Annotated in this window: 14 protein-coding genes; 9 read left to right on the top strand and 5 right to left on the bottom strand. The window is 63.4% G+C overall.

Annotated features, from left to right (window positions below; genetic code table 11):
• Positions 1–77: 77 nt before the first annotated feature.
• Complete coding sequence (locus HAHE_RS07330; protein WP_338689813.1) at positions 78–596, top strand: hypothetical protein; 519 nt, start codon at positions 78–80, stop codon at positions 594–596.
• Between the two features lie 52 nt (positions 597–648).
• Here the strand turns inward: HAHE_RS07330 and HAHE_RS07325 are convergent, their stop codons facing one another.
• Positions 649–3,489, bottom strand: coding sequence for an aconitate hydratase (locus tag HAHE_RS07325; protein WP_338689812.1), 2,841 nt, complete (start codon positions 3,487–3,489; stop codon positions 649–651).
• Positions 3,490–3,663: 174 nt separating this feature from the next.
• Between HAHE_RS07325 and HAHE_RS07320 the strand changes: the two genes are divergently transcribed.
• From HAHE_RS07320 to HAHE_RS07310, 3 genes are all read left to right on the top strand, one after another.
• Positions 3,664–4,038 carry a hypothetical protein gene (locus tag HAHE_RS07320; RefSeq protein ID WP_338689811.1) on the top strand — a complete coding sequence of 125 codons (375 nt, stop codon included), beginning with the start codon at positions 3,664–3,666 and terminating at the stop codon, positions 4,036–4,038.
• A gap of 319 nt (positions 4,039–4,357) precedes the next feature.
• Positions 4,358–4,663 carry a cytochrome c gene (locus tag HAHE_RS07315; protein ID WP_338689810.1) on the top strand — a complete coding sequence of 102 codons (306 nt, stop codon included), beginning with the start codon at positions 4,358–4,360 and terminating at the stop codon, positions 4,661–4,663.
• A 10-nt stretch (positions 4,664–4,673) separates the two neighbouring features.
• Positions 4,674–5,294, top strand: a complete 621-nt coding sequence (locus HAHE_RS07310; RefSeq protein ID WP_338689809.1) for a LysE family translocator — start codon at positions 4,674–4,676, stop codon at positions 5,292–5,294.
• Positions 5,295–5,302: 8 nt separating this feature from the next.
• Here HAHE_RS07310 and HAHE_RS07305 read toward each other — a convergent pair whose 3' ends face one another.
• Positions 5,303–5,959 carry a L,D-transpeptidase gene (locus HAHE_RS07305; protein WP_338689808.1) on the bottom strand — a complete coding sequence of 219 codons (657 nt, stop codon included), beginning with the start codon at positions 5,957–5,959 and terminating at the stop codon, positions 5,303–5,305.
• 48 nt (positions 5,960–6,007) lie between these two features.
• Positions 6,008–6,442: a hypothetical protein gene (locus tag HAHE_RS07300; RefSeq protein WP_338689807.1), complete on the bottom strand. Its 435-nt coding sequence runs from the start codon at positions 6,440–6,442 to the stop codon at positions 6,008–6,010.
• A 148-nt stretch (positions 6,443–6,590) separates the two neighbouring features.
• Here HAHE_RS07300 and HAHE_RS07295 point away from each other — a divergent pair, with 148 nt between their 5' ends.
• Genes HAHE_RS07295 through HAHE_RS07285 form a run of 3 tightly spaced genes read left to right on the top strand, consistent with a single transcriptional unit; the run spans position 6,591 to position 9,697 of the window.
• On the top strand, positions 6,591–6,875 hold the full coding sequence (locus HAHE_RS07295) for a 4a-hydroxytetrahydrobiopterin dehydratase (protein ID WP_338689806.1): 285 nt from the start codon (positions 6,591–6,593) through the stop codon (positions 6,873–6,875).
• Positions 6,876–6,913: 38 nt separating this feature from the next.
• Positions 6,914–8,272, top strand: coding sequence for a sulfatase-like hydrolase/transferase (locus HAHE_RS07290; protein WP_338689804.1), 1,359 nt, complete (start codon positions 6,914–6,916; stop codon positions 8,270–8,272).
• Between the two features lie 12 nt (positions 8,273–8,284).
• Positions 8,285–9,697: a sulfatase-like hydrolase/transferase gene (locus HAHE_RS07285; RefSeq protein ID WP_338689803.1), complete on the top strand. Its 1,413-nt coding sequence runs from the start codon at positions 8,285–8,287 to the stop codon at positions 9,695–9,697.
• A 60-nt stretch (positions 9,698–9,757) separates the two neighbouring features.
• On the opposite strand, the gene HAHE_RS07280 is transcribed toward HAHE_RS07285, so the two are convergent.
• Positions 9,758–10,549 carry a VC0807 family protein gene (locus HAHE_RS07280; RefSeq protein WP_338689801.1) on the bottom strand — a complete coding sequence of 264 codons (792 nt, stop codon included), beginning with the start codon at positions 10,547–10,549 and terminating at the stop codon, positions 9,758–9,760.
• Positions 10,550–10,648: 99 nt separating this feature from the next.
• The gene (locus tag HAHE_RS07275) at positions 10,649–11,455 is read right to left on the bottom strand and encodes an EI24 domain-containing protein (RefSeq protein ID WP_338689798.1); all 807 of its coding nucleotides are present in this window, start codon (positions 11,453–11,455) and stop codon (positions 10,649–10,651) included.
• 301 nt (positions 11,456–11,756) lie between these two features.
• Here HAHE_RS07275 and HAHE_RS07270 point away from each other — a divergent pair, with 301 nt between their 5' ends.
• Together HAHE_RS07270 and HAHE_RS07265 are read left to right on the top strand one after the other, a co-directional pair.
• Entirely contained in the window at positions 11,757–17,909 is a 6,153-nt protein-coding gene (locus HAHE_RS07270; protein ID WP_338689797.1) for an autotransporter-associated beta strand repeat-containing protein, read from the top strand.
• Between the two features lie 341 nt (positions 17,910–18,250).
• Positions 18,251–22,486, top strand: coding sequence for a LamG-like jellyroll fold domain-containing protein (locus HAHE_RS07265; protein ID WP_338689796.1), 4,236 nt, complete (start codon positions 18,251–18,253; stop codon positions 22,484–22,486).

Below are 22,486 nucleotides of genomic sequence, written 5' to 3'. Positions count from 1 at the left end.
CCTGTCGGGGCCCGACCGATGATCGAAGGCTCCAAATCGGGGGTTTCCGTTCGAGCCGGTTGCCGTCAGGTTCGGCGATGATGAAGTGGCTTCCGATTCTCGCCGTGGCCTGTGCCGGCGGACTGGCTTCGTGCCGTCCCGGAGCCTCGATGGGGGACTACATCAAGATCCATAAGGACGGAATCGCGAAGCTTGCTCCCGCGGGGCAGATCCATACCCAATATGCGCAAGTGGACCATTTCATCGTGAGCTTCGGCTCATCGCGCCAGCCCCTCGAGTGGCAGACAGTTGCTTTCATCGAGGGGAGGTTCGAACTGACGTTCGTGCAGCCGGTGAAGGTCGACTACGCCGCCGGAACGGTGACGCCCGACGGAGATCCGGAGTTCTATCTGCATGCGGCGGAATCCACGGACGGGCGGTCCACCCGCTACGAGGGTAGGCTCCAGAGGGAATTCGGGCAGGCCGAGTGGAACGCCTTCGTCGCTTCCGGATTCGATCTCGGGACGCTCGGTATTCCCGCGAGCGAAGTCCATCCGGTGAAGAATTGGCAGACCTACGTCGACGCGGTCCGGCGAGACCGGATCCCGATCAAGTAGGCACGCTCGCGAACGTGGAGAATCGACAGGAATGCCGATTCTCCGGAAATCCTTACGCGAGGATCTGGTCGAGGACGTAGGGCAGGATGCCGCCGCTGGTGTAGTAGTCGACCTCGGCCGGAGTATCGAGGCGGACCTTGAGCGGGACCTCGACGGTGGTGCCGTCCGCGGCGTGGGCCACAAGCGTAGCGCCCATGCCCGGGGTCAGCTCGCCGCCGATGCCGGTGATGTCGAAGGTCGCGTCCACGAGGCCGCTGACCTTCTCGTAGTCGGCCTTGTCGACGAAGTTCAGCGGAAGCACGCCCATGCCGATCAGGTTGGAACGGTGGATGCGCTCGAACGACTTGGTCACGACGGCCTTCACGCCGAGCAGGCGGGTGCCCTTGGCGGCCCAGTCGCGGCTACTACCCATGCCGTAGTCTTCGCCGCCGATCACGACGAGCGGGGTGCCTTCGCTCTGGTAGGCCATGCAGGCGTCGTAGATGAACGTCGGCTTGGCGCCTCCGGCCGCGGTGATCTCGGTGTCGGGCGCGGGGACTTCGGCGGAGCCGAAATACTGCGTGTAGCCGCCCTCGATGCCGGGGCACATCAGGTTCTTGATCCGGACGTTGCCGAAGGTGCCGCGGGTCATCACGCGGTCATTGCCGCGGCGGGCGCCGAAGGAGTTGAAGGACGCCTTTTCGACACCGTTGGCGATCAGATACTGGCCGGCCGGGGAGGTCGGCTTGATCGCGCCGGCGGGCGAAATGTGGTCGGTGGTCACCGAGTCGCCGAAGATGCCGAGCGGACGGGCGCCGGTGATGTCCTCGGTGGAGCCTGCGGCGCCTTCGAAGAACGGCGGCGACTGGATGTAGGTCGACTTGTCGTCCCACGTGTAGGTCGCGCCGGTGCTGCCCTTGATCTCGCCCCACTTCGGGTTGGCGTTGTCGACGTCGCCGTAGAGCTTCTGGTAAACGGCGGGCTTGAGGGCGGCATCGAGCTGCTCGCGGATCTCGGCCTGGCTCGGCCAGACGTCCTTGAGGAAGACCGGATTGCCGTCCTTGCCGTTGCCGATCGGCTCGGTGGTGAGGTCGAGATCGACCCGGCCGGCGAGGGCGTAGGCGACGACCAGCGGCGGGCTCATCAGGAAGTTCGCCTTGATCGAGCCGTGGACGCGGGCTTCGAAGTTGCGGTTGCCGGAAAGCACCGAGGCGCACACGAGGTCGCCTTCCTTGATCGCGCCTTCGATCGCCGGATGGAGGGGGCCGGAGTTGCCGATGCAGGTGGTGCAGCCGTAGCCGACGGTTTGGAAACCGAGGGTGTCGAGCTCGCTCTGCAGGCCGGTGGCCTCGAGGTAGTCGGTAACCACGCGCGAGCCGGGGCCCAGCGAGGTTTTGACGAACGGCGCTACGGTCAGGCCGAGGGCGTTGGCCTTCTTGGCGACGAGGCCGGCGGCGAGCATCACGCTCGGGTTCGAGGTGTTGGTGCAGGAAGTGATCGCGGCGATCAGCACCGAGCCGTGGCGCAGCTCCGTCTTGATCGGATCGAAGGCTTCCTTGGCGAGGACCGTGTCGGGCGCCGGGCGGTTGGTGGTCATCTCCGCCTTGTCGAGGGCGGCGCCGGGCTCGGGCGCTTCGAGAAGCGAGCCGACCGCGTAGCCGGCGGGCTCGGGCATGTCGACCGTCACGGTGGTGCCTCGCTGGTCGGCGGAAAGACCGAAGCCACCGTCGGCTGCCGTCGCGGTGAACAGATCGTTGAACTTGCTGCCGAGCGCCGGGACGTCGATGCGGTCCTGCGGGCGCTTCGGACCGGCGACGGCCGGCACGATGGTCGAGAGGTCGAGCTCGAGCAGGTCGGTGTATTCGCACTCGCCCTTGTCCGGGATGCCGAACAGGCCCTGCGCCTTGTAGTAGTTCTCAACCGTCGTGCAGAGCTCCTCGGAGCGGCCGGTGCCGCGAAGGTAGCTGATCGTTTCGCCGTCGACCGGGAAGAAGCCCATGGTCGCGCCGTACTCGGGGGCCATGTTGGCGATGGTCGCGCGGTCCGGCAGGCTGAGCGCCTTCGCACCGGGGCCGTGGAACTCGACGAACTTGCCGACCACCCCGTGCTTGCGGAGCATTTCGGTGACGCGGAGCGTGAGGTCGGTGGCGGTGACGCCCTCGGCGAGGCTGCCGTGGAGGTAAACGCCGACGACTTCCGGAACGAGGAAGGTGACCGGCTGGCCGAGCATGCCGGCTTCCGCCTCGATGCCGCCAACGCCCCAGCCGACGACGCCGAGGCCATTGATCATGGTCGTGTGCGAGTCGGTGCCGACGAGGGTGTCGGGGTAGTAGACCTCGTCCTTCGAAAGTACGCCCTTGGCGAGATACTCGAGGTTGACCTGGTGGACGATGCCGATGCCCGGAGGCACAACCGAGAAGGTTTCGAACGCCTGCTGGCCCCACTTCAGGAACTCGTAGCGTTCGCGGTTGCGGATGAACTCGATCGCCATGTTGCGGTCGAGCGCGGCCTGCGAGCCGGCGAAGTCGACCTGCACCGAGTGGTCGACGACCAGATCGACCGGCACCAGCGGCTCGACCTTTTCGGCCGAAGCGCCGCGGGCCACGGCGGCGTCGCGCATGGCGGCGACATCGACCAGCAGCGGCACGCCGGTGAAGTCCTGGAGGACGATGCGGGCGACGGTGAACGGGATCTCATAGTCGCCGGGCGACTTGGCGTTGTAACCGGCGAGGTTCTTGACGTCGTCCTCGGTCACCTTGCGGCCGTCGACGTTCCGCAGCACGGACTCGAGCACGATCCGGATCGAAACCGGGAGCTTGGCGAGATCGGGGAATCCCTGTTCGGCGAGGGCCGGGAGGGAGTGGAACTTGCCTTCGGTGCCGGAGCCGGTGGGGAATGTGCGGAGTGTGTCCATGAGTCGATCTGAAGAAGGATTTTTGGCCGTTTTCGGGCCTTTCGGGCGGATCGGATCCGCCGCGGCGAAGGCGGGAGGGTAGGACCAGCCCCACAAATGTCAAAAAGGATAGGCCCAGCAAGTTCCGGGCAAATCCGGGCTTCAATTTCCGTCATCCGCCGGATAGTTTCGGGAATGCTGATTCTTCGACTTTCCGTGCTGTCCTCGATCCTCGCGCTGGCTGCCTGTGCTCCCGGTGGTGGCGCGGCGAGCGGCTCGATGGGTGACCTTCCCGAGGACGACGGAGCGGTCGGCGGAATCTCCGAGGTGCCGAATCCGACACCCGAGATGGCCAAGGCCAGCGGGACCTCGCTGGACACGCTGCAGCACGGGCATTCGACCTACATGCTGCAGTGCGGGCAGTGTCATGACTACATGCTGCCGAAGAACCTTTTCGAGGACGAATGGGAGGACGCGGTGCCCGAAATGATCAAGCATGCGGGCCTGCAGCCGGCCGATGAGAAGGCGGTGCTCTCCTACGTGCTGGCGGTGAAGAAGGTGAAGGGGTAAGGCAGGCCGCCTCGGTCAGCCGAAGCCCGGGACTCCGGGACCCCGTAAACGGGGAACTACAAACCCCGGTGGCGGGCTTCGGTGGTTCGTAGTTCCGCCTTCAGGCGGTTGCGGAGCTTTCGGCATTTCTTGGAGGTTCCGACGCGCTGGCGTCCGCTCGGCTTCCCGCATCGCCAGACCCCGTAAACGGGGAACTACAAACCCTGGTGGCGGGCTTCGGTGGTTCGTAGTTCCGCCTTCAGGCGGTCGGACGCGGCGCGATTGGTGTGCGCGGAACCGAGCTTGATGGAGTCACGGTCCGGCTGCTAGAACCTTAGCCATGAAGAAGTGGCTTTTGTTGGCGATGGGGGCCGCGCTTGCAGGATGCGCGACCGAACCGAAGACCGCGGCGGTGCCGAGTCAGGAAATGTCGGACATGAGCGGGGTGTCGCTGGAGCAACTCGAGCGTGGCCGGCACATTTACGAGACCGATTGTTCGCGTTGCCATGTGCCGATGCTTCCCAGCGAGGCGTCGGAGGGCGACTGGCACGTCGTGGTGCCCGGGATGGCGTGGAACGCGGGGATCAGCAGGGAAGACGAGGACGCGGTGCTCGCCTACATCCTCGCCGCCAAGCAGATGCCCTGAGCGGGCGCGGATGAGCGACGGCCTCGAACTGCTGGCATTCGCCGGGGTGATGGCGCTCGGGCAATTCAGCCCGGGTCCCGACATGCTGCTGCTGACCCGCACGGCCTTGGCCGAAGGCGTCGGCAATGGCGTGCGGATGGCGCTCGGAATCGGCACGGGCCTGGCGGTGCATGCCAGTCTGGGGATCTGGGGCACCGCGGCGCTGCTGGAGCGCGAAGGCTGGCTGCGTACCTCGTTGAAGTGGCTGGCGGCGGCCTACCTGCTATGGCTGGCCTGGGGTCTCCTGATGCAGTGGTTCGTGCACTTCTATTCGGGCTCGAAGACAGTCGAGCCGAAGCCCCCGGGGAAAAGAAGCGCCTACCTCCGAGGCCTGTTCTGCAACCTCCTCAACCCGAAGGCCCTGTTCTTCCTCGCGGCGGTGGTTGCTCCGTTTCTCGCCGGCGATCGGCCGAGCTGGTGGCCGATGGCCCTTTGGCTGGTGATCGTGCTGCAGGGCTGGCTGCTGTGGTCGCTGTGGGCCGCCGTGCTCCAGTGGCGGCCGATCCGTGAAGGTCACCGGAAAGCGGGTCCATGGATCGACGGCGCTTTCGGCGTCACGTTGGCGGTGCTGGCCGTCCTGCTCGTAATCTGAGCCCGGAGCTAGTCGTAGCTCGGCGACTTGTGGTCGGTGAAATACGCGTCGCCGATGTAGTAGAACGGATCGTAGTCGGGCAGCGGGCCGGCGTCGGGTGGCAGCGGGATGTTCGCATACTCCGAGTCCTCGGGCTGGGTGGTGGCGATCTCGACCGGCGTGCCGACTTTCACGAGCTGAAAGAACTTCGGCGCGAGGTTCTCGTGCATCCGGATGCTGCCGTTGGTGCACGGGGTGTGCTTGATCCAGCCGGTGTGGAAGGCGTGACCCGACTTGAACTCGCACCAGTAGGGCATCGGCGTTCCCTTGAACGACCAACCGGAGGGGATCTCGTTGGTGAAGCAACGATCGGTCTTCTGGCCGGAGTAGGCGTAGCCGTGTTCGTCGGACCGGTGGCGGGCGACTTTCCGCAGGATCCGGAAATTTCCGTGGGGCGTGGGCGTCGCGGGAGTGCCGACCGAGACCGGCATGATCAGGAGTGGCGTCGATCCTTCCATCACGTAAACCCGCTGCCGCGCGGTCGAGACCTTCACCCGGACTTGGGACGGCTGCTTGGGCAGGGCGGTGGGCCGGTCGTAGGCCTTGTAGACCTCGACGCCCGAGATCGAGGGGTCGGAGCAGGACGCGAGGCAGATCGCTGCCGCCAGCAAGAGAAGCATCTTCATGGCCGCCGCGGGCATAGGGCATTCGTCCGGCAACGGCAAGCGGTGGGCTCAGCGGGAGCGCTCCCACTTGGTGACCCGATCGTTGCGGAACCAGACGCTGGCTCGGCGGTAGGGGACGAAGTCGACCTCGGGCCCGAGACCGTAAGCGTAGCGCGGGCCGTATCGCCCGTAGCGTCCGTAGGGACCATAGCCGTAGCCTCCGTAGTAACGGGTGCTGTAGACTGCCTTGGATCCCGCGTAGTCCCAACGGCTTGTCTTCGTCTTGCCGTCCTGGCCGTCGTAGCGGCGGCTCGGGCGTCCCCATGCGAGCTCGACCGCCTCGGGCGGCATTCCGTTCTCGATCCGACCCTGACGGACGAGTTCCTGATGCGAGTCACTAAGCTTCCAGTAGCTCGACGGGTTCGCCGAGATCCGGGCTTCGGGTGTCGACGGCGCGCAGCTGGCGAGCGCGGCCGCGAGCAGCGGGAGGAGAAGGTATTTCATGATCCGAAAGTAGCCGCTGGAAGAGTCCGCCGCAACGTTTCCGACGACCGCGGGTTCGCGGATTCGGAAGGCTCCCGCAATTCTCCGAATCTCGCTTGCCAAGGCCGAATCGGAGGTCGCAACCTGCCCGCGAAATCCCTTGCCCGTCATGTCCGACCTCCTCGACGAATCCGAAATCGAAGCCGCCCTCAAGAAGCACCCGGACTGGGAGCTGGAGGGGAATACGATCCGCCGCACGATCGAGTTCGAGGAATACATGGAAGGCATCGATTTCGTGAACGATCTCGCCGAGATCGCCGAGGAGGCCCAGCACCACCCTGACGTCGAGATCCAGTACACGAAGATCACGCTGACGCTGACTACCCACGACGCCGGCGGATTGACCGATGCCGACCTGGAAATGGCGCAGCGGATCGACAACCTCGTCGACTGACGAAGGATCGGCGGGATGTCCGGCGTATGCCGGTCTTGATGAACCCCGCCCCATGCCTCCGGTCGCTCGCAGCCGGATTGATTTTTGCCGGTGCCGCCTTGGCGGCCCCGGAACGCCCGCCGAACTTTGTCATCATCCTGGCGGATGACATGGGCTACGGCGATGCCGGCTGCTACGGCAGCAAGGCGCTGAAGACGCCCCACCTCGACCGGATGGCGGAGCGTGGTCTGCGGTTCACCGATTTCCACTCGAGCGGGAATGTCTGCAGCCCGACCCGGGCCGGGCTCGTGACCGGCCGCTACCAGTACCGGTCGGGCGTCGACGGCGTGGTGAATGCCGACCCGAAGGTGCCGGCCCATCATAGCGGCCTGCAGCGTAGCGAGCACACCTTCGCGGAATCGCTCAAGGCGAAGGGCTACCAGGTCGGCCTGATGGGGAAGTGGCATCTGGGATACGACAAGAAATACAATCCGACCCACCACGGCTTCGACCGCTTCCGCGGATTCGTCAGCGGTAACATCGACTATCATTCCCACTACGACCGGATGGGGGTCTATGACTGGTGGGATGGTCTCGAGCAGGTGAAGGAGGAAGGTTACTCGACCCACCTGATCAACCGGCATGCGGTCGAGTTCATCGAGGAGCACAAGGACAAGCCGTTCTGTCTCTATGTGGCGCACGAGGCCGTGCACTCGCCCTGGCAGGGGCCGGAGGATCCGGCAGTCCGTGGACCCGGTGTGAAGAAGGGAGCGAAGGAGTCGCCGAAAGACGTCGCGCTGAAGGCGATGATGACGGCGATGGATCAAGGCATCGGAGAGATCATTTCCAAGCTCGAGGAACTGGAGCTGGCGGAGAACACGCTGGTGTTTTTCTTCTCCGACAACGGACCCGCCGGCGGTTCGGCTGGCCCGCTGCGTGGCAGGAAGGGCAGCAACTGGGAAGGCGGCCACCGGGTTCCCGCGGTCGCGTTCTGGCCGGGGAAGATCAAGGCCGGGCAGGTGACCGACGAGCTGTCGATCAGCATCGACCTGATGCCGACGATGCTCGAACTGTCCGGAGCGTCGGCTCATCCCGAACGCCCGCTCGACGGAGTCAGCCTGGTGCCGGTCCTGCTCCGGGGCGAGTCGCTCGGCGAGCGTCAGCTGTTCTGGAACCACAAGGCGATGCGCGACGGAAACTGGAAGCTGATGCTGGGTGGCAAGGGTGCGGCCGGCGAGGTCGGGCTTTACGACCTTTCGAAGGACATCGGCGAGAAGAACAACCTCGCGAAGCAGCATCCCGAGCGGGTCGAGACAATGCGGAAGGCACTCAAGGCATGGAGTGAGGACGTGATGTCGAACGTGACCGCCCAGCCGGATGTCGAGGCGGTCACTAGTGGTAAGAAGGACGCGAAATAACCAACGACGATCATGAAATTCGCACCGTTTTTGAATCTGCTGCTCTGTCTGGTGTTCGCGCCACTGTCCGTCCTTGGTGCCGAGGCGCCTGCGGAGAAGCCGAACATCCTCTTCATCATGGTCGATGATCTCGGGAAGGAATGGATCAGCTGCTACGGCGCCGAGGACATCCGCACACCGAACATCGACGCTCTGGCCGCGGGCGGAATGAAGTTTCACAACGCCTACTCGATGCCGCAGTGCACCCCTTCACGGGCGACGCTGCTGACCGGCAAGTATCCATGGCGGAACGGCTACGTGAACCACTGGGACGTGCCGCGTTGGGGAGTCGGCTACTTCGACTGGAAGAAGCGCGAGAACACGACCTTCGCGCGCCTGATGAAGGATCTCGGCTACGCGACCTGCGCGGCCGGCAAGTGGCAGATCAATGATTTCCGGATCGAACCGCAGGCGATGAAGAAGCACGGCTTCGACGACTGGGCGATGTGGACCGGCTACGAGAGCGGTGTGAAGGCGAGCGCCGAGCGTTACCAGGATGCCTACATCAACACGCCGGATGGCAGCCGGACGTATAAGGGTGAGTTCGGCCCCGATATCTACACCGACCGGCTGATCGCATTCATGAAGGCGCATCGCGAGGAACCGATGTGCCTCTACTTTCCGATGGCCCTGACCCACGGGCCGTTGGTTCCGACGCCCGACGAGCCGGATGCGAAAACCGGTGCGGCTAGGCACAAGGCGATGGTGAGCTACACCGACAAGCTGGTGGGCCGTTTGGTGAGCGCGCTCGACGAGCTCGGCTTGCGGGAGAAAACGATCGTCATTTTCACCACGGACAACGGCTCGGGTAGTGGGATCGTCGGCACGCGGAACGGGAAGAAGGTAAAAGGGCAGAAGGGCAAGGAGTCCGAAGCGGGCACCTGCGCGCCGTTCATCGTGAACAGTCCGGGGTTGGTTCCTTCCGGTGTGGAGACCGATGCCCTGACCGATTTCTCCGACCTGCTGCCGACCTTCGTCGAACTCGGTGGCGGCAAGGTGCCGGAGGATCTCACGGTCGATGGCGTGTCGATCGCGCCGGTGATCCTCGGCAAGGCGAAGGATTCGGAGCGCGAGTGGATCATGGCGCTGGGTCACGGTCCTGCTCGGCTTGACGAGAAAGGCGTGCGAGGGGTGAAGGATTTCGCCACCCGGGTGATCCGCGACAAGCGGTTCAAGGTGTGGGTGTCATCGGAGCGGGAGATCATCCGGCTCCACGACTTGAAGGAGGATCCGGACGAGAAGGTGAATCTGCTCGGCAGCGAGAAACCCGAACACCTCAAGGCGATCGAAAAGTTCCGGAAGGTGATCGACTCGATGCCGGAGAAGGACGCGCGACCGCTCTATGAACCGCGGGCGGCGAATCCGTGGGACAGGAAGGTGAAATGAGGGGAGCGGCTTTGTAAGCCGCCGATCCCCTGGCAGCGGCTTACAAAGCCGCTCTCCCAATCACCGAGGAAGCAGCAACTCCTCTTCCTTGAGCCCGGTGATCTCGTGGAGCCCCTTGAGCAGGCGCTTCAACAGCAGGAACATGATGGCCAGCAGCGGGATGCCGATCACGGCGAAGCCCCAGCCGGTGAGCTTGCCGATGATGCCGTTGTAAACCTCGAGGGCGTCGGCGGCGCCGCGGTCGAAGCCGCGGAAGAACCACAGCGCGAGCAGGAGGTTGAGCGCGGAGCTGAGGAAGAACGAACCGGCGAAGATCACGTTGGCCTGATCGAGCAGCGAGCGGTAGCGGTCGCGGTTGTCCGAGTCATCGACCCGCTGTTCGATCTTGCGGATGTCGAAGAGCGAGTCGTTGTAGAGGAAGACGTTCAGCAGCGGAGTGGCGGTCCGTTTTGAGAAAAATACGGCGAGGCCCAGTGCCAGCGGGATGGCGGCCTCCTTGAGTCCGAAGAGCAGCCCGGCGTTCTCCTTCACCGTGCCGTCCTTGTTCCACAGATAGAGGGTCAGGCCGCCGGTCAGGAGCACCGAGAAGAGTCCGAGGCCGGAGAAGAAGTTGAACTTGCGGGTCTTGGCGAAGTGCCAGACGCCGTAGCCGAGCGGCAGGACCAGAGCGACGATCAGCGCCTTGAGCGGACCGATGTGCCACGGCTTGGCCGACTTGCCGAGCTGCTCCTGAAGCGCCGGATCCTTGCTCAGGTAGCTGAGCACCAGCACCGGCACGAGCACATTGATCAGGATGTTGGCGAGCGGATGCTCCTGGTGCGTCTTGGTCGCCTTGGGGGCTTCGTCGGTCATGCGGATGGGTGAAGCAAGCAGGCGGGGGACGTGACGCAAGCAAAAGGGGTAGGGACGAGCGCCTCGCTCGTCCGCCGAATATGCCGGGTAGCGGCGATCTCAGCCACCACCTTGCGGACGGGCTCCGACCTCGTCGGGGGACCCGGGGGCGCCCGTCTTTGCCTCGTCGTCCAGCAAGTCCAGCGCCTTCAGCGTGCCCGCCACCGTGCCGAAGGTCGGGGCGAACATCCAACCGATGAAAGGGATGAGCATCAGCAGCAGGTAGCCGGCGCCGAGGCCGATCGAGACGCCGCGGTGGCTCCTCACGAAACGGTCACTCTCGCGACGCCCGAAGCCCCGGTGCTCAAGCGGGAAATCCATCAGGCCGTAGCCGAGGAACTTCGACTGCGTGGCGAACATGCCTACGGCCGACACGACCGACCCGATCACCGGGACGACCCCGCAAAGCAGGAACAGCAGGTTGGTAAGCAGCTCGCGGACGAAATAGTGCAGGTTCACCCAAGTGCTGCGCGCGAGGGACTGGGTGAAGGTCAGTTGGGACTGCGCGTAGGCTTCGCCCTTCACGGCCTTCACCGTTTCTTCCGCGATCTTGCCGAGAAAGGGAGACAGCACGATCAGGACGAGGTGCTTGTGGACGAAAAAGAAGGCGGCGAGCAGGGCGAGGAAGGTGAGGATCCAGATACCGGCGTTGACCGTCTTGTCGAGCCACTCGATCCGGAGGTTCACCAGTCCGTCGAGCCAGGCGGTAGTCCCGTGGGCGGCGAAGTAGAACCCGACCAGCAGCCCGATGGTCAGGACGAGGCTCATGATGGCCGGCAGGAACTGGTAGGGCCAGAGTCCGTATTTCAGCAGCGTGCCGGGCACTCGGCGGTACACGGAGAGTCCGGTGAGAGTTTCGGATAGCATGGAGCTGAGGGCGCTTGAGTGGGGATAACTACCGGACTTGGCAATTCGTCAAGTCTGCGAGGAATGATCGGGTTTCCTTTGAGGTCAACACCGCGCTTTTTCAGTGCAGGAAACCTTCTGTCCAGCATGACAATGACTTGACCCCAAAAGGGACAAGTAATCGAGCGGTTTCCTCTTGATTTCTACTTGGCGCAATCGATTGAACGCGATGCTCGGTTCTCATCGGAGCCGAAGGAAGATCACGTGTAACTCTGCCAATTGCCGCGGAAACCATCGCTGGCCCCACAATATCCGAACAGCCATGAAAATGAATACCCCCTCTTTCGTCGGAGGACAGGCCCCGGCGGCCGGTCTCGCGATTTTGGCCGCCGTCAGCCTGACCTCGGCGGCTGCGCACGCCCAGCTGGCGCCCGGCCTGTCGCTGAACTTCGACGCCAATGATCCTCTCAGTGGGGTCGATAGCGCCAATTGGAACTCCCTGACCACCGACAGTTCGAAGGACCTGGATTTCGGCGCCGATGTGACCTTGGTGAATGTCACGACCGCCTTTGCCGGCATCACCTGGGCCTACAGCTTCGACGGGACGGGAACCGCCGACAGCGACAATCCGACTTGGGACAACCAATACGGTGACGGCTCAGGGAGCAGCGCCACGGCGACGACTTGGGAGCTTTGGATCAAACCTGCAGATACCGGAGACGCGGCAGCCCAGTGCATCACGGAGAGTGGTGGCTCCGGTACGGGCTATGCGATCTGGTATGACAAGGGCGTGGATTCGGACAATTCGGGTACGATCAACTTCACCATTGATGGTGGAAACGGCGCTCAGATCCAAACGGTTCGGGCAGTGATCGATACGACGGAATTCCACCAAGTTACCTGTGTTTACGAAAGGGACGGTGCCGCCGGAGGAATCGATGTGATGCAGATCTGGGTCGATGGCGTGCTGATCGACGACAACCTTTCGGCCAATCCGGATGCGGATGCGACCAACGACAACGACAACCTGGACATCCCGGACTGGAGTGGATCGAACGGATCCGGCTTCGGAGACGCCAACGACAGCTTCGTCGACAACATCACCAACGGTGAGTTCGAAGGTGAGGTCTCGGTGTTCCGCGTCTGGGGTGGGAAGGCACTCAGCGGCAAGGAGATCGTCGGCAACTTCAATGCGATGGTCGGATCCTTCTCCGTCGACGCGGGCACCGACACGGATGGCGACGAATTCTGGGAAGACATCGCCTCCGGCAATCCTTCGGGGCTCGGTCTTCTCCTCGACGACTCCCCGGCGGTGACGCGTGAGGTCATCGTCGGTTCGGGCACCTTGCTCAGCCACGCTTACGATTTCCCGGGAGGATCCACTGAGAATGAGGCGGGAGCCCTGCTGGTCGACTCTGACACGACCACTGCCCGGTCTTTCCAGAATGCGCCCGGGGATTGGTCGAACAATGCAATCTCCCTTGAGGTCTGGTTCAAGCCCGACGATCTCCTCGCAGGCGACAGCCCGACGAACGGGCAGATCATTTTCGAGGATGGTGGCGGCACCGGGCTCGGGCTGTTCATCGACAACAACTCGCTTGTTTGTGGCCAGGACAACAACGACCCGCTCATCACCTACGACCTTGTCGCCGACGCTCTCGACGTCATTGACGACGCCACGACTCCCACTTCGGAATTCATTCAGGCGGTGGTGACCCGCACCCAGCCGGGGGCAACCACGCTTTACATCAATGGCATCGACGTCGGATCGGTAGCCGACGACACGGATTGGTCCGGCGGGGATCCGGCCGGTTTCGGCACGCGCGGGGGAGTGAACACGGGTGGACGCGGAAACAATCAGGCCAGCACCGAGTCCTTCGATGGCCAGATTGCCTTGGTCCGACTGTACAACGATCTGGTGCTCACCGCCGGGCAGGTTCAGGCAAGTTACGACCGGCTCACCGCCCCGGACACATTGGACCCCGAAGTGGTCACACTCAGCCCGGCCGATGATGACCCGGCCGTCGTGCTTACCGGCGATTTGGTCGTCGAGTTCACCGAGGCCATCCAGCTCGGCACCGGTGAGATCCGCATCGTCAATGAGACGGACCTTGTGACGACCACGATCGATGTGGTCACGGACGCCAGCCAGCTTTCCGTCTCCGGAGCGACGCTTACGATCACCCCCGCGGTCGTCCTGATCGGCGGCAAGGATTACCATATCGAGATCGATGACGGTGCGATCGAAGACGAGGCAGGGAACACCTTCGCAGGTATTTTCGACGCCGACACCTGGAACTTCTCCGTCGAAGGAATCCCTCCGACCCTGGACAGCTTCGCCAACAACAAGCCCGGCGGTCAGGTCTTCGACAACGATTCGGTGACCTACACCCTGACCTTCAGTGAGGACCTGAATGCTTCCACCGTCGACGTCGGCGATTTTTCCAATAACGGAACCGCCGGCATCACGGTCGACAGTGTGACTCCGGTTTCCGGCAGTGTCTATGAGGTGGTGGTATCACCGACTTCCATCGGCACCATTCAGCTGCAGGTCAACGCGCTGACCAACATCGAGGATCTCTCGGGCAACGAACTCGACACGTCCGCGGCAATCCAGGATTCCGCCATCATCGATGTGCTCCCATTTGTCTCCAATTCCGGCAGCCTGGCTCTCGATTTCCAGGAAACACTCGCCAGCGAGGAATTCGACACGATCGCAGCGGGAGACAACCTCTGGGGCGACACCACACCGGCAGATTTCTATCACGTTTCGGTGAACTCGAACAATGCGGGCTACGGCTCCTACATCGCGCTCGATGCTTTGGATGCCGCCATCCCACCTTACACACGGCCGTTCACCGGACCGATCCTTGGATGGGCATTCTACGGTGGAAGTCCCGATAATGTGCTGAGCTTCTCGGAAGAGAGCGGCGGACGGGTTTCCTACACCACGACCGATACTGAATTCGACTCCTTCGGTCAGGATCAGCTCAAGTTCTGGAACGCGACGGATCCCGGCGCGAATCTGAACCTTCCTGCTGACGAAGCCGCGGAGGGTGCGACGACGCAGGATAAGAACGTGGCGGGTTACCGTTCGTTCAACCAAGTCAGCGGCACCATCGACATCTCCGGCCTGGCATCGGGCACGGCTTACATCTTCTACGGCGATTTCAACAACACTCCCTCGGTCAATGTGGTCATGAGGGACGTCGACGGGTTGCACCCCGACGTTGTTCTCGGTGATGTGCATTCCGTTGGTGTCGGTGGCAATGGGCGCGCCGCCAACCGATGTGAGTTCTTTGTGGCTGAAGTCAGCTTCGATACCGACGGGGGACTCTATGAAGAGATCCTGTATGACTACAGCGGCGGAGATGCCGGCCGTGCAGGAGGTGTCGTGCTGACGGGCACCGCCCCGGCGCCGCTTGTGAAGGACGACGATACCGACGACCTCAACCTCGGCAGCAGCTGGGTCGGGGGAATCGCTCCCGGGCCGATCGACACCGGACTGTGGGACAGCACCGTGACCGGCAGCAACAGCACCGTGCTCGGTACCGACCAGGAATGGAATGCCATCGCGGTTCAGGATCCCGGCGGCGATGTGACCATCGGTGGAGGAAACATCCTGACACTCAATGGTTATGGAGTGAGCGGCACCGTGATTGACATGGGCAGCGCTACCGTCGACCTGAGCATCAACAGCGGCCTGGCCTTGACGGATGGAGAGATCTTGAATGTGGCCTCGGGCCGAACCCTGAGCATCGCAGGCGCCATCTCCGGCAGTCCCGGGATCGAGTTGACAGGCGACGGCACGGTCGTCTTGTCGGGAGCCAACACCTTCGGCGGCGACACGACCATCAGCTCCGGCATCCTCCAACTCGGCGCCGCCGACGTCATTCCCAACGGCACCGGCAGCGGCGACGTGTCGGTCAGCGGAACGCTGGATCTGAACGGGTATTCCGATACGATCAACGGTCTGCTCGGAAGCGGAGTGATCGACAACACGGCGGGCTCCACCACGGCGACGCTCATCGCAGGGGATGATGATCGATCGACCGTCTTCAGCGGCACGCTCCAGAATAGTGGTGCCAGCGCGATTCTCGGTCTGCAGAAGACAGGGAGCGGCACGCTGACATTGGACGGAACCAGCACCCACTCCGGCGGGATCACCGTGAATTCCGGCACGGTGGTATTCGATTCGGCCTCTGCCCTGGGTTCGGGGGCACTCGCGTTCGACAACGGAGGGACCGCTTCAGCGACCTCGATCTTCAGTGTGGATGGCACCTACTCCAATGCCATCACGGTTGCTGCCGGCAGCACCGACACGAACACCATCCGGACGACCAACGGCCTCGGTTCGGTGATCTTTGATGGTGCGGTAACGCTCGACGGTGGCACCACGCTGACGCTGGACAACAGCGGCAGCACCTTCGATATGGCTGGTCTCGTGGCAGGCGGCGGCGGACTGGAAACGACCGGTTCTTCCGCGGACAATTTCATTTTCCGAGGAGCCAGCACCTACTCCGGGGGCACCGTGCTCGGTGGTTCGGGCGTGTTCATTCCGACCGTGAGTTCCACGGGTCCGGCGGGCAGCCCGACGAGTGGGCCCTTCGGCACCGGCACGCTCACGATCGGCGGCATTTCGATGCGGTCGACCAACACGGCCGACACGACAATCGGCAATCCGGTCGTTCTCTCCGGCAACCTGACCGGCGTCACCGCGACGAGTGAGAAGAACCTGACATTCACGGGTCCGGTGACTCTCACGGGAGGCCGCACGATCACCAGCGCGATCGGCCAGACTGTTGGCACTTCCAGCCTGATATTCACCGGAGACATCGATGATGGGGCCAGCTCCTTCGGCCTGACCAAGGATGGAGGCGGCGTCTTGGTGCTCGCTGGAACGAACACGTTCGGAGGTTCTCTGGCGCTAGGAAACGGCACCGTGCGCGTGGCTTCTTCTGCCTCCGCCGGGAACAACGGGCAGATCATCAGCAACAGCTTCAACGCCAACAACGTCACCTTCGCTTCGGCAGACGGAACGCCGCTGACTTTCACCAAGACCGTAACCACCAACGCTGCCGGAGGAGGAATCACCTTCGGCGATGCCATCGGCACGGGCGATCTGACATTCACCGGCGACCTGACGCGCGCCGGTGGTGCCACCAATCGGACCGCGGTTGTCGCCGGGTCGACCACGGTGACCTTCGAAGGCAATCTGCTCTCTCCGGCAGCGGACAATGCCAATACCACCTTCATCAAGGAAGGCACAGGCACCTTGGTTTTCAAAGGCACTGGCGGCGCTACTGATGCATTCTCCAAGATCCTGATCGCGGGTGGAGCCTTGGCCGGCACGCGCTTTTCAGATCTGGGGGTTCCATCCTCCATTGGCTCGGCGCTGGCAGCGACCCCGGGTGCGGTGAGCATCACACTCGACGATGCCGAACTGCTCTACATCGACGGCGGCGCCGCCGCATCCTCGACCAACCGTTTGCTCCAGATCGGCCGTACCACTGATGCAGCTTCCGGCGCCATTCGCAACAACGCCACCAATCCTGCGGAAACCGTGACCTTCTCGAACACGGATCCCATCGCCTACGGCACCGTCGATCAGACCCGCACGCTGGTTCTCGGCGGCACCAACACCGGCGCCAACACATTTGCCTCGGAGATTGGCGACAACGGCACGGCCGCGGTTGCCCTGACCAAGGAGGATTCCGGTACCTGGGTGATTTCCGGCACCAACCCCTACACCGGCAACACTTCGGTCAACGAAGGCACCCTTGGACTCGACGGCGCCAGCTTGGCTTCGGCCGTTACCGTGGCGAGTGTTGCCTCGGTCGAGTTCACCCTTGGCGCACCGAGCAGCACCTCCAGCACTCTCGATCTGGGCACCGGCACGGTGAAAATCGTCGGCGCCGTGGACAACGTGTCGGACTACCAGTTGATGACTGCGACCGGCGGCATCAGCGGCACCCTGAGCTTGGATTCGGCGATTCCCGACTACGAGCTTGAGCTGCGCAACGGCGGCACGGAGCTTTGGCTCTCCTTCATTGGGACAGGCGGCTACGCCGCTTGGGCCGCCACCAATGCGCCGACCGACGCGGATCCCACCCTCGACGAGGACGGCGACGGTGTCACCAACGGGGTCGAGTATGTGCTGGGCGGCCTGATCTCGACCAACGACCTCGACAAATTGCCGACCGTCGGCACTTCCGGCGGCGACATGACCTTCAGCTTCGTCCGCGATCAGGCGTCGATCGATGGATCGACCACGGTGGAGATCGAGGTCGGCACCACGCTCGCGAGCTGGCCGGACGTTTATGCCGTTCCGGATGCGGCTGCAGCGAACAATCCGGGTGTGACGGTGGTCAAGGACTCGCCATCGGCCGGTTTTGATACCGTGACGCTGACGATCGTCCGTGCGCCGGACGCCGCGAAGTTCGCCCGACTCCGTGTGACCGTTCCGGCTCCTTGATTTGTTTCAACCCTTCCCGTGCGGCGGAGGCGCCCCACGGGAAGGCGGGCGGGAGGGGGACGCGGCGGCACAGTGGGAAAATCGGAAGGAGGCTTGGAGTTGAAGGCCCTCCACGTGCTCCGGTAGCTTGGCGGAATCTTACACGGAATTGACGCGCTCGGCCTAGTGGCTTTGAGCCTTCAGTGCTTGATTGGGAGTGCGACAGGAGCGGCAGAGACCCAAGTTGCCGCCCGGTCGCAATCCTAACAGTCGAAGAAGCCGAATTCGGGTGATTTTTCCCCAGAATCGGCGATCTTCGATAACCCACCGCCGGGTGTCAGAAACCCCACCCGGCACGTCCCGTGAAAACCCATCACTGCCCGCAACCGCTCCGAGCGCAAGCGCGGCTCCTCGCCATCGGCCTCGCCGCGGCAGGGAGCGCGCTGCTCGGGGTCGCATCCGCCCTCGACATCCCGGGAGGCGTCCAGACCTACGATACCCTGCCGGGTGTCACCGTGACCTTGGAGGGCCGGTCGGAGCTGCGCATCACGGGTTCGGGAGATCCGATCGCCGGCTCGACGATTCACCTGAACTCGCCGGACTCGTGGGTTGTGCTGACCGGTTTGAAACCCGCCGATGTGGCTTCCGGCCAACTTGGGAAGTTCCGGGTCGATGGTGCGGCGGCCGATCCCAGCTCGAATGTCCGGGTGGTGCAGTATGGCGGAGGAACGATCATCATTCCCCACGGTCCGGACTTCCGGCCGTTGACGGTGTTCGACGGGGTTTCGTTCACCGGGAATTCCAGGACGTTGCGTCAGTACACCAACTACGGGTGGCAGGAACTTGGCGCATTCAACGACGCCATCACTTCCTTCAAGCTGAAGCGCGGCTACATGGCGACTTTCGCCAGCGAACCGAACGGTGCCGGAATCACCCGCAACTACGTCGCGGCGGATGGTGACCTCGAAATCGGTCGGATCCATCGTGATCTCAACAACGCGACAAGTTTCGTGCGGGTCTTCCCGTGGCGTTGGGTGAGCAAGAAGGGGACTTGCGACACCAGCCCGGACGCGCTGAACGCGGCCTGGAACTACAACTGGAACATCAACTCCCAATCGACCTCCAACTGGGAGTATGTGGCGATCAAGCAGCAGCGCTGGTGGCCAAGCCTCAATCAGGACTGGAGGGCGCGCGGAGTGAACCATGTGTCAGGATTCAACGAGCCGGACAATTCGGTGGAAGATGCCTACACAACCCTTGGTGACGGCTCACGGGACGTTGCGGTGTCGGTCTGGCCGGAACTGATGGGCACCGGCCTGCGCGTCGGTGCGCCGGCGGTGACCGATGGCGGCCTCTGGTGGCTTGAGGATTTCATGAACAAGGCGAACACCGCCGGCCATCGCGTCGATTACGTTCCCGTCCACTACTACCGCTCCTACTGGAACAAGGACGACCCGGTGGGAGCCGCCAACCAACTCTACAACTTCCTCAAGCAGGTCCACGACATGACCGGGCTTCCGGTCTGGGTGACGGAGTTCAACAACGGGGCGAACTGGACCGACAACGCCCACGATCCGAACACCGATCAGAACCGCAATGCGATCGAGGCGATGATCAACCGCATGGACTCGACGTGGTGGATCGAGCGCTACGCGATCTACAGCGATGTCGAGTGGTTCCGCCGGACCCACTACGACGACGGCAGCCTCACACCGATGGGTGCCATGTACCGCGACCACCAGTCGCCGATCGGGTATCAACAGGTCGTTCCCTCGGCCGGTATGTCGGCGGCGGCCGAGTACGACTTCGACGGCGATCTCCGCGACCGCCTGTTCAATGGCAACGACGGCATGGCCGTCGGGGCTCCGCAGTTCGTTCCCGGGAAGACCGGCGAGGCGATCTCGTTGGACGGCCAGCATGATTACGTCCAACTCGCCGAGCCGCTGGGTGACAGCAACGACTTCACCTTCGCCGGCTGGGTCAATTGGAACGGCGGCGGCAACTGGCAGCGGATCTTCGATTTCGGCAATGGTGGAACCGACAACTATGTGTTCCTCACGCCGAAGTCGTCGGGCAACACCATGTCGTTCACGATCCGACAGAACGGGGTCGACCAGAAAGTCGAGACTCCAACTCTGCCGGCGGTCGGTGCCTGGACCCACGTGGCGGTGACGATTTCCGACACGACCGCGAAGATTTTCGTCAACGGCCAGCTCAAGGCGACCAACTCGTCCTTCACCCTCGATCCGGGGGCTCTCCAAACCAACTTCAACTACCTCGGCAAGAGCCAGTGGCCGCAGGATCCACTCTTCGGTGGCAAGCTCGACAGCCTGCGATTCCATACCTATGCGCTCAGCGACGCGGAGGTGGCGGGTCTTGCCGCGGCGACTCCTCCGTCTTTCGCCGCCTCGCGCTACACCGACACCGCGACCACGCGCTTGCCTTACACCGGTAGCCTCGCGGCTGCGGTCAGTGGCGGCTCCGGAGGACTCACCTTCAGCAAGGTGATCGGCCCGGCATGGCTCACGGTTGCCCCGGACGGGACTCTCAGCGGAGTTCCGGGTATCGGCGATGTGGGCATGGTGCCGACGCTGGTTCGGGTGACGGACAGCGCCGGCGAGTTCAGCACAACGACGCTAGAGGTGACAGTCGGGGAGCCGGCCGGGTTGGTCGCTCGCTACGCGTTCGACGGCAATGCGACTTCGAATCCAGGCACGCTGCACGGAACGACCAGTGGATCGCCGGCCTACGCCACGGGAGTGAATGGCTCGGCCATCGACCTCGATGGTGCCGACGACTTCGTGACCCTTCCGGAAGGCGTGGCGGACTTGGACGAGATCACGATCGCCTCGTGGTTCCGTCGCGACTCGACCGCCGGATGGCAGCGCCTGTTCGACTTCGGCACCGGCACCGACCGCTACATGTTCCTCAGTCCGAGGTCCGGGGGTGGATCGGTGAACATCCACTTCGGAATCAAGAACGGCGGCCCCGAACAAAGCCTTGTCACTCCCGCGTTGCCGACCGGGCAGTGGGTGCATGTCGCGGTGACGCTGGGTGGCGGTCAGGGGAAGCTTTACGTCAACGGCGCATTGGCCGACTCCAAGGCAATCTCGATCAAGCCCAGCGATTTTCCACACGAAACGAACTACATCGGGAAGAGCCAGTGGCCGGATCCCCTGTTCGACGGGAAGGTCGACGAGTTCCTGATCTTCAACCATGTGCTCGACGCCACGGCGATCGGCCAACTGGCGAACTCCGCCCAGCGGCCACCAGCTTTCTCGGTGGATCCGATCAACAAACCCGCCGCCACACCGGATCTGGCGTATCAGGATTCGATCGGTGGCAGCGCCACCGATCCCAACGGCGGCACTGGACTCACCTTCTCGAAGGTCGGAGGCCCTCGCTGGCTGACCGTCGACCCGGACGGCCGAATTTCCGGCGTGCCCTCCCATGCCGATGCCGGGACCAACCGTTTCGTCGTGCGTGTGACCGACCCGGCCGGATACATCGCGGAGGTCACGATGACGATTGTGGTCAGCGCCCCGCCCGGCCTGCTCGCGCACTACCAGTTCGATGGCAACGCGGTTGATTCGGCGGGTGGATATCACGGAACGACATTCGGTGGCCCGGGCTACATCGGGGCCGGTACCGGTCAGGCGCTTGACCTCGATGGAGCGGACGACTTCGCGACCTTGCCTTCGGGCATGATGAACGGCACCAGCGACGTCACGTTTGCCGCGCGCGTTCGGTGGGACGGCGGCGGTGACTGGCAACGGCTCTTCGACTTCGGCACCGGAACCGGTGCCTATTTTTTCCTGACCCCGAAGACCGGCCCGTTCCTTCGCTTCACGATCAAGAATGGAGGTGGTGAGCAGCAGCTCAACGCGCTTGCGCTCCAGGTCGGCGAGTGGGCGGATGTCGTGGTGACCTTGGTTGGCAACACCGGCTCGCTATACGTTAACGGAGTGTTGGTCGACAGCCAGCCAATCTCGATCGATCCCGGACAGGTGGCACCGACTCAAAACTTTCTCGGCGACAGCCAGTTCGGCGCGGATCCGTTTTTCAATGGCGCGATCGATGAATTCCGGATCTACAACCGGGGCCTCTCTGCCGCGGAGGTGGCGTCACTGACCGTTCCGCTGGATCCGGTGATTGTTCCGGTTTCCGATTACGATGCTTGGACCGGTCCGATCGCGTTCCCCGTCGGCAAGGATTTGCCGGAGATCGACGCGGATCTCGACGGCCTCGCCAATGTCTTCGAATTCCTTTTTGGAAGTAATCCGCTCGCCCCCGGTCCGAACTCGTTGCCGCAAGGTGTGGTGCGGAGCGCGGCCGAGATGGGTCTCGCCGGCGACAAGCACTACCTCACGATCAGTGCCCGCGTGCGAACGGACCGAAACGGCGTGGCGCTCATTGCCGAAGCCGGCGCGACCCCGTCGGAATTGTCGCTCCCTGCGGCGACCGCCCACGCGATCCCGGTCGGTGCTCCGGTACCGGATGGCGACTTCGAAATCCTCACTTGGCGTTACGACGTCGCGATCGAAGATTCACCGAGTGGCCGCGGCTTCATGCGTCTCCGTGCGGAGGTGGATGAGTGA

The sequence above is a fragment of the Haloferula helveola genome, assembly GCF_037076345.1.
GTDB lineage: Bacteria > Verrucomicrobiota > Verrucomicrobiia > Verrucomicrobiales > Akkermansiaceae > Haloferula > Haloferula helveola.
This window is presented reverse-complemented; position numbering and strand designations above follow the sequence as displayed.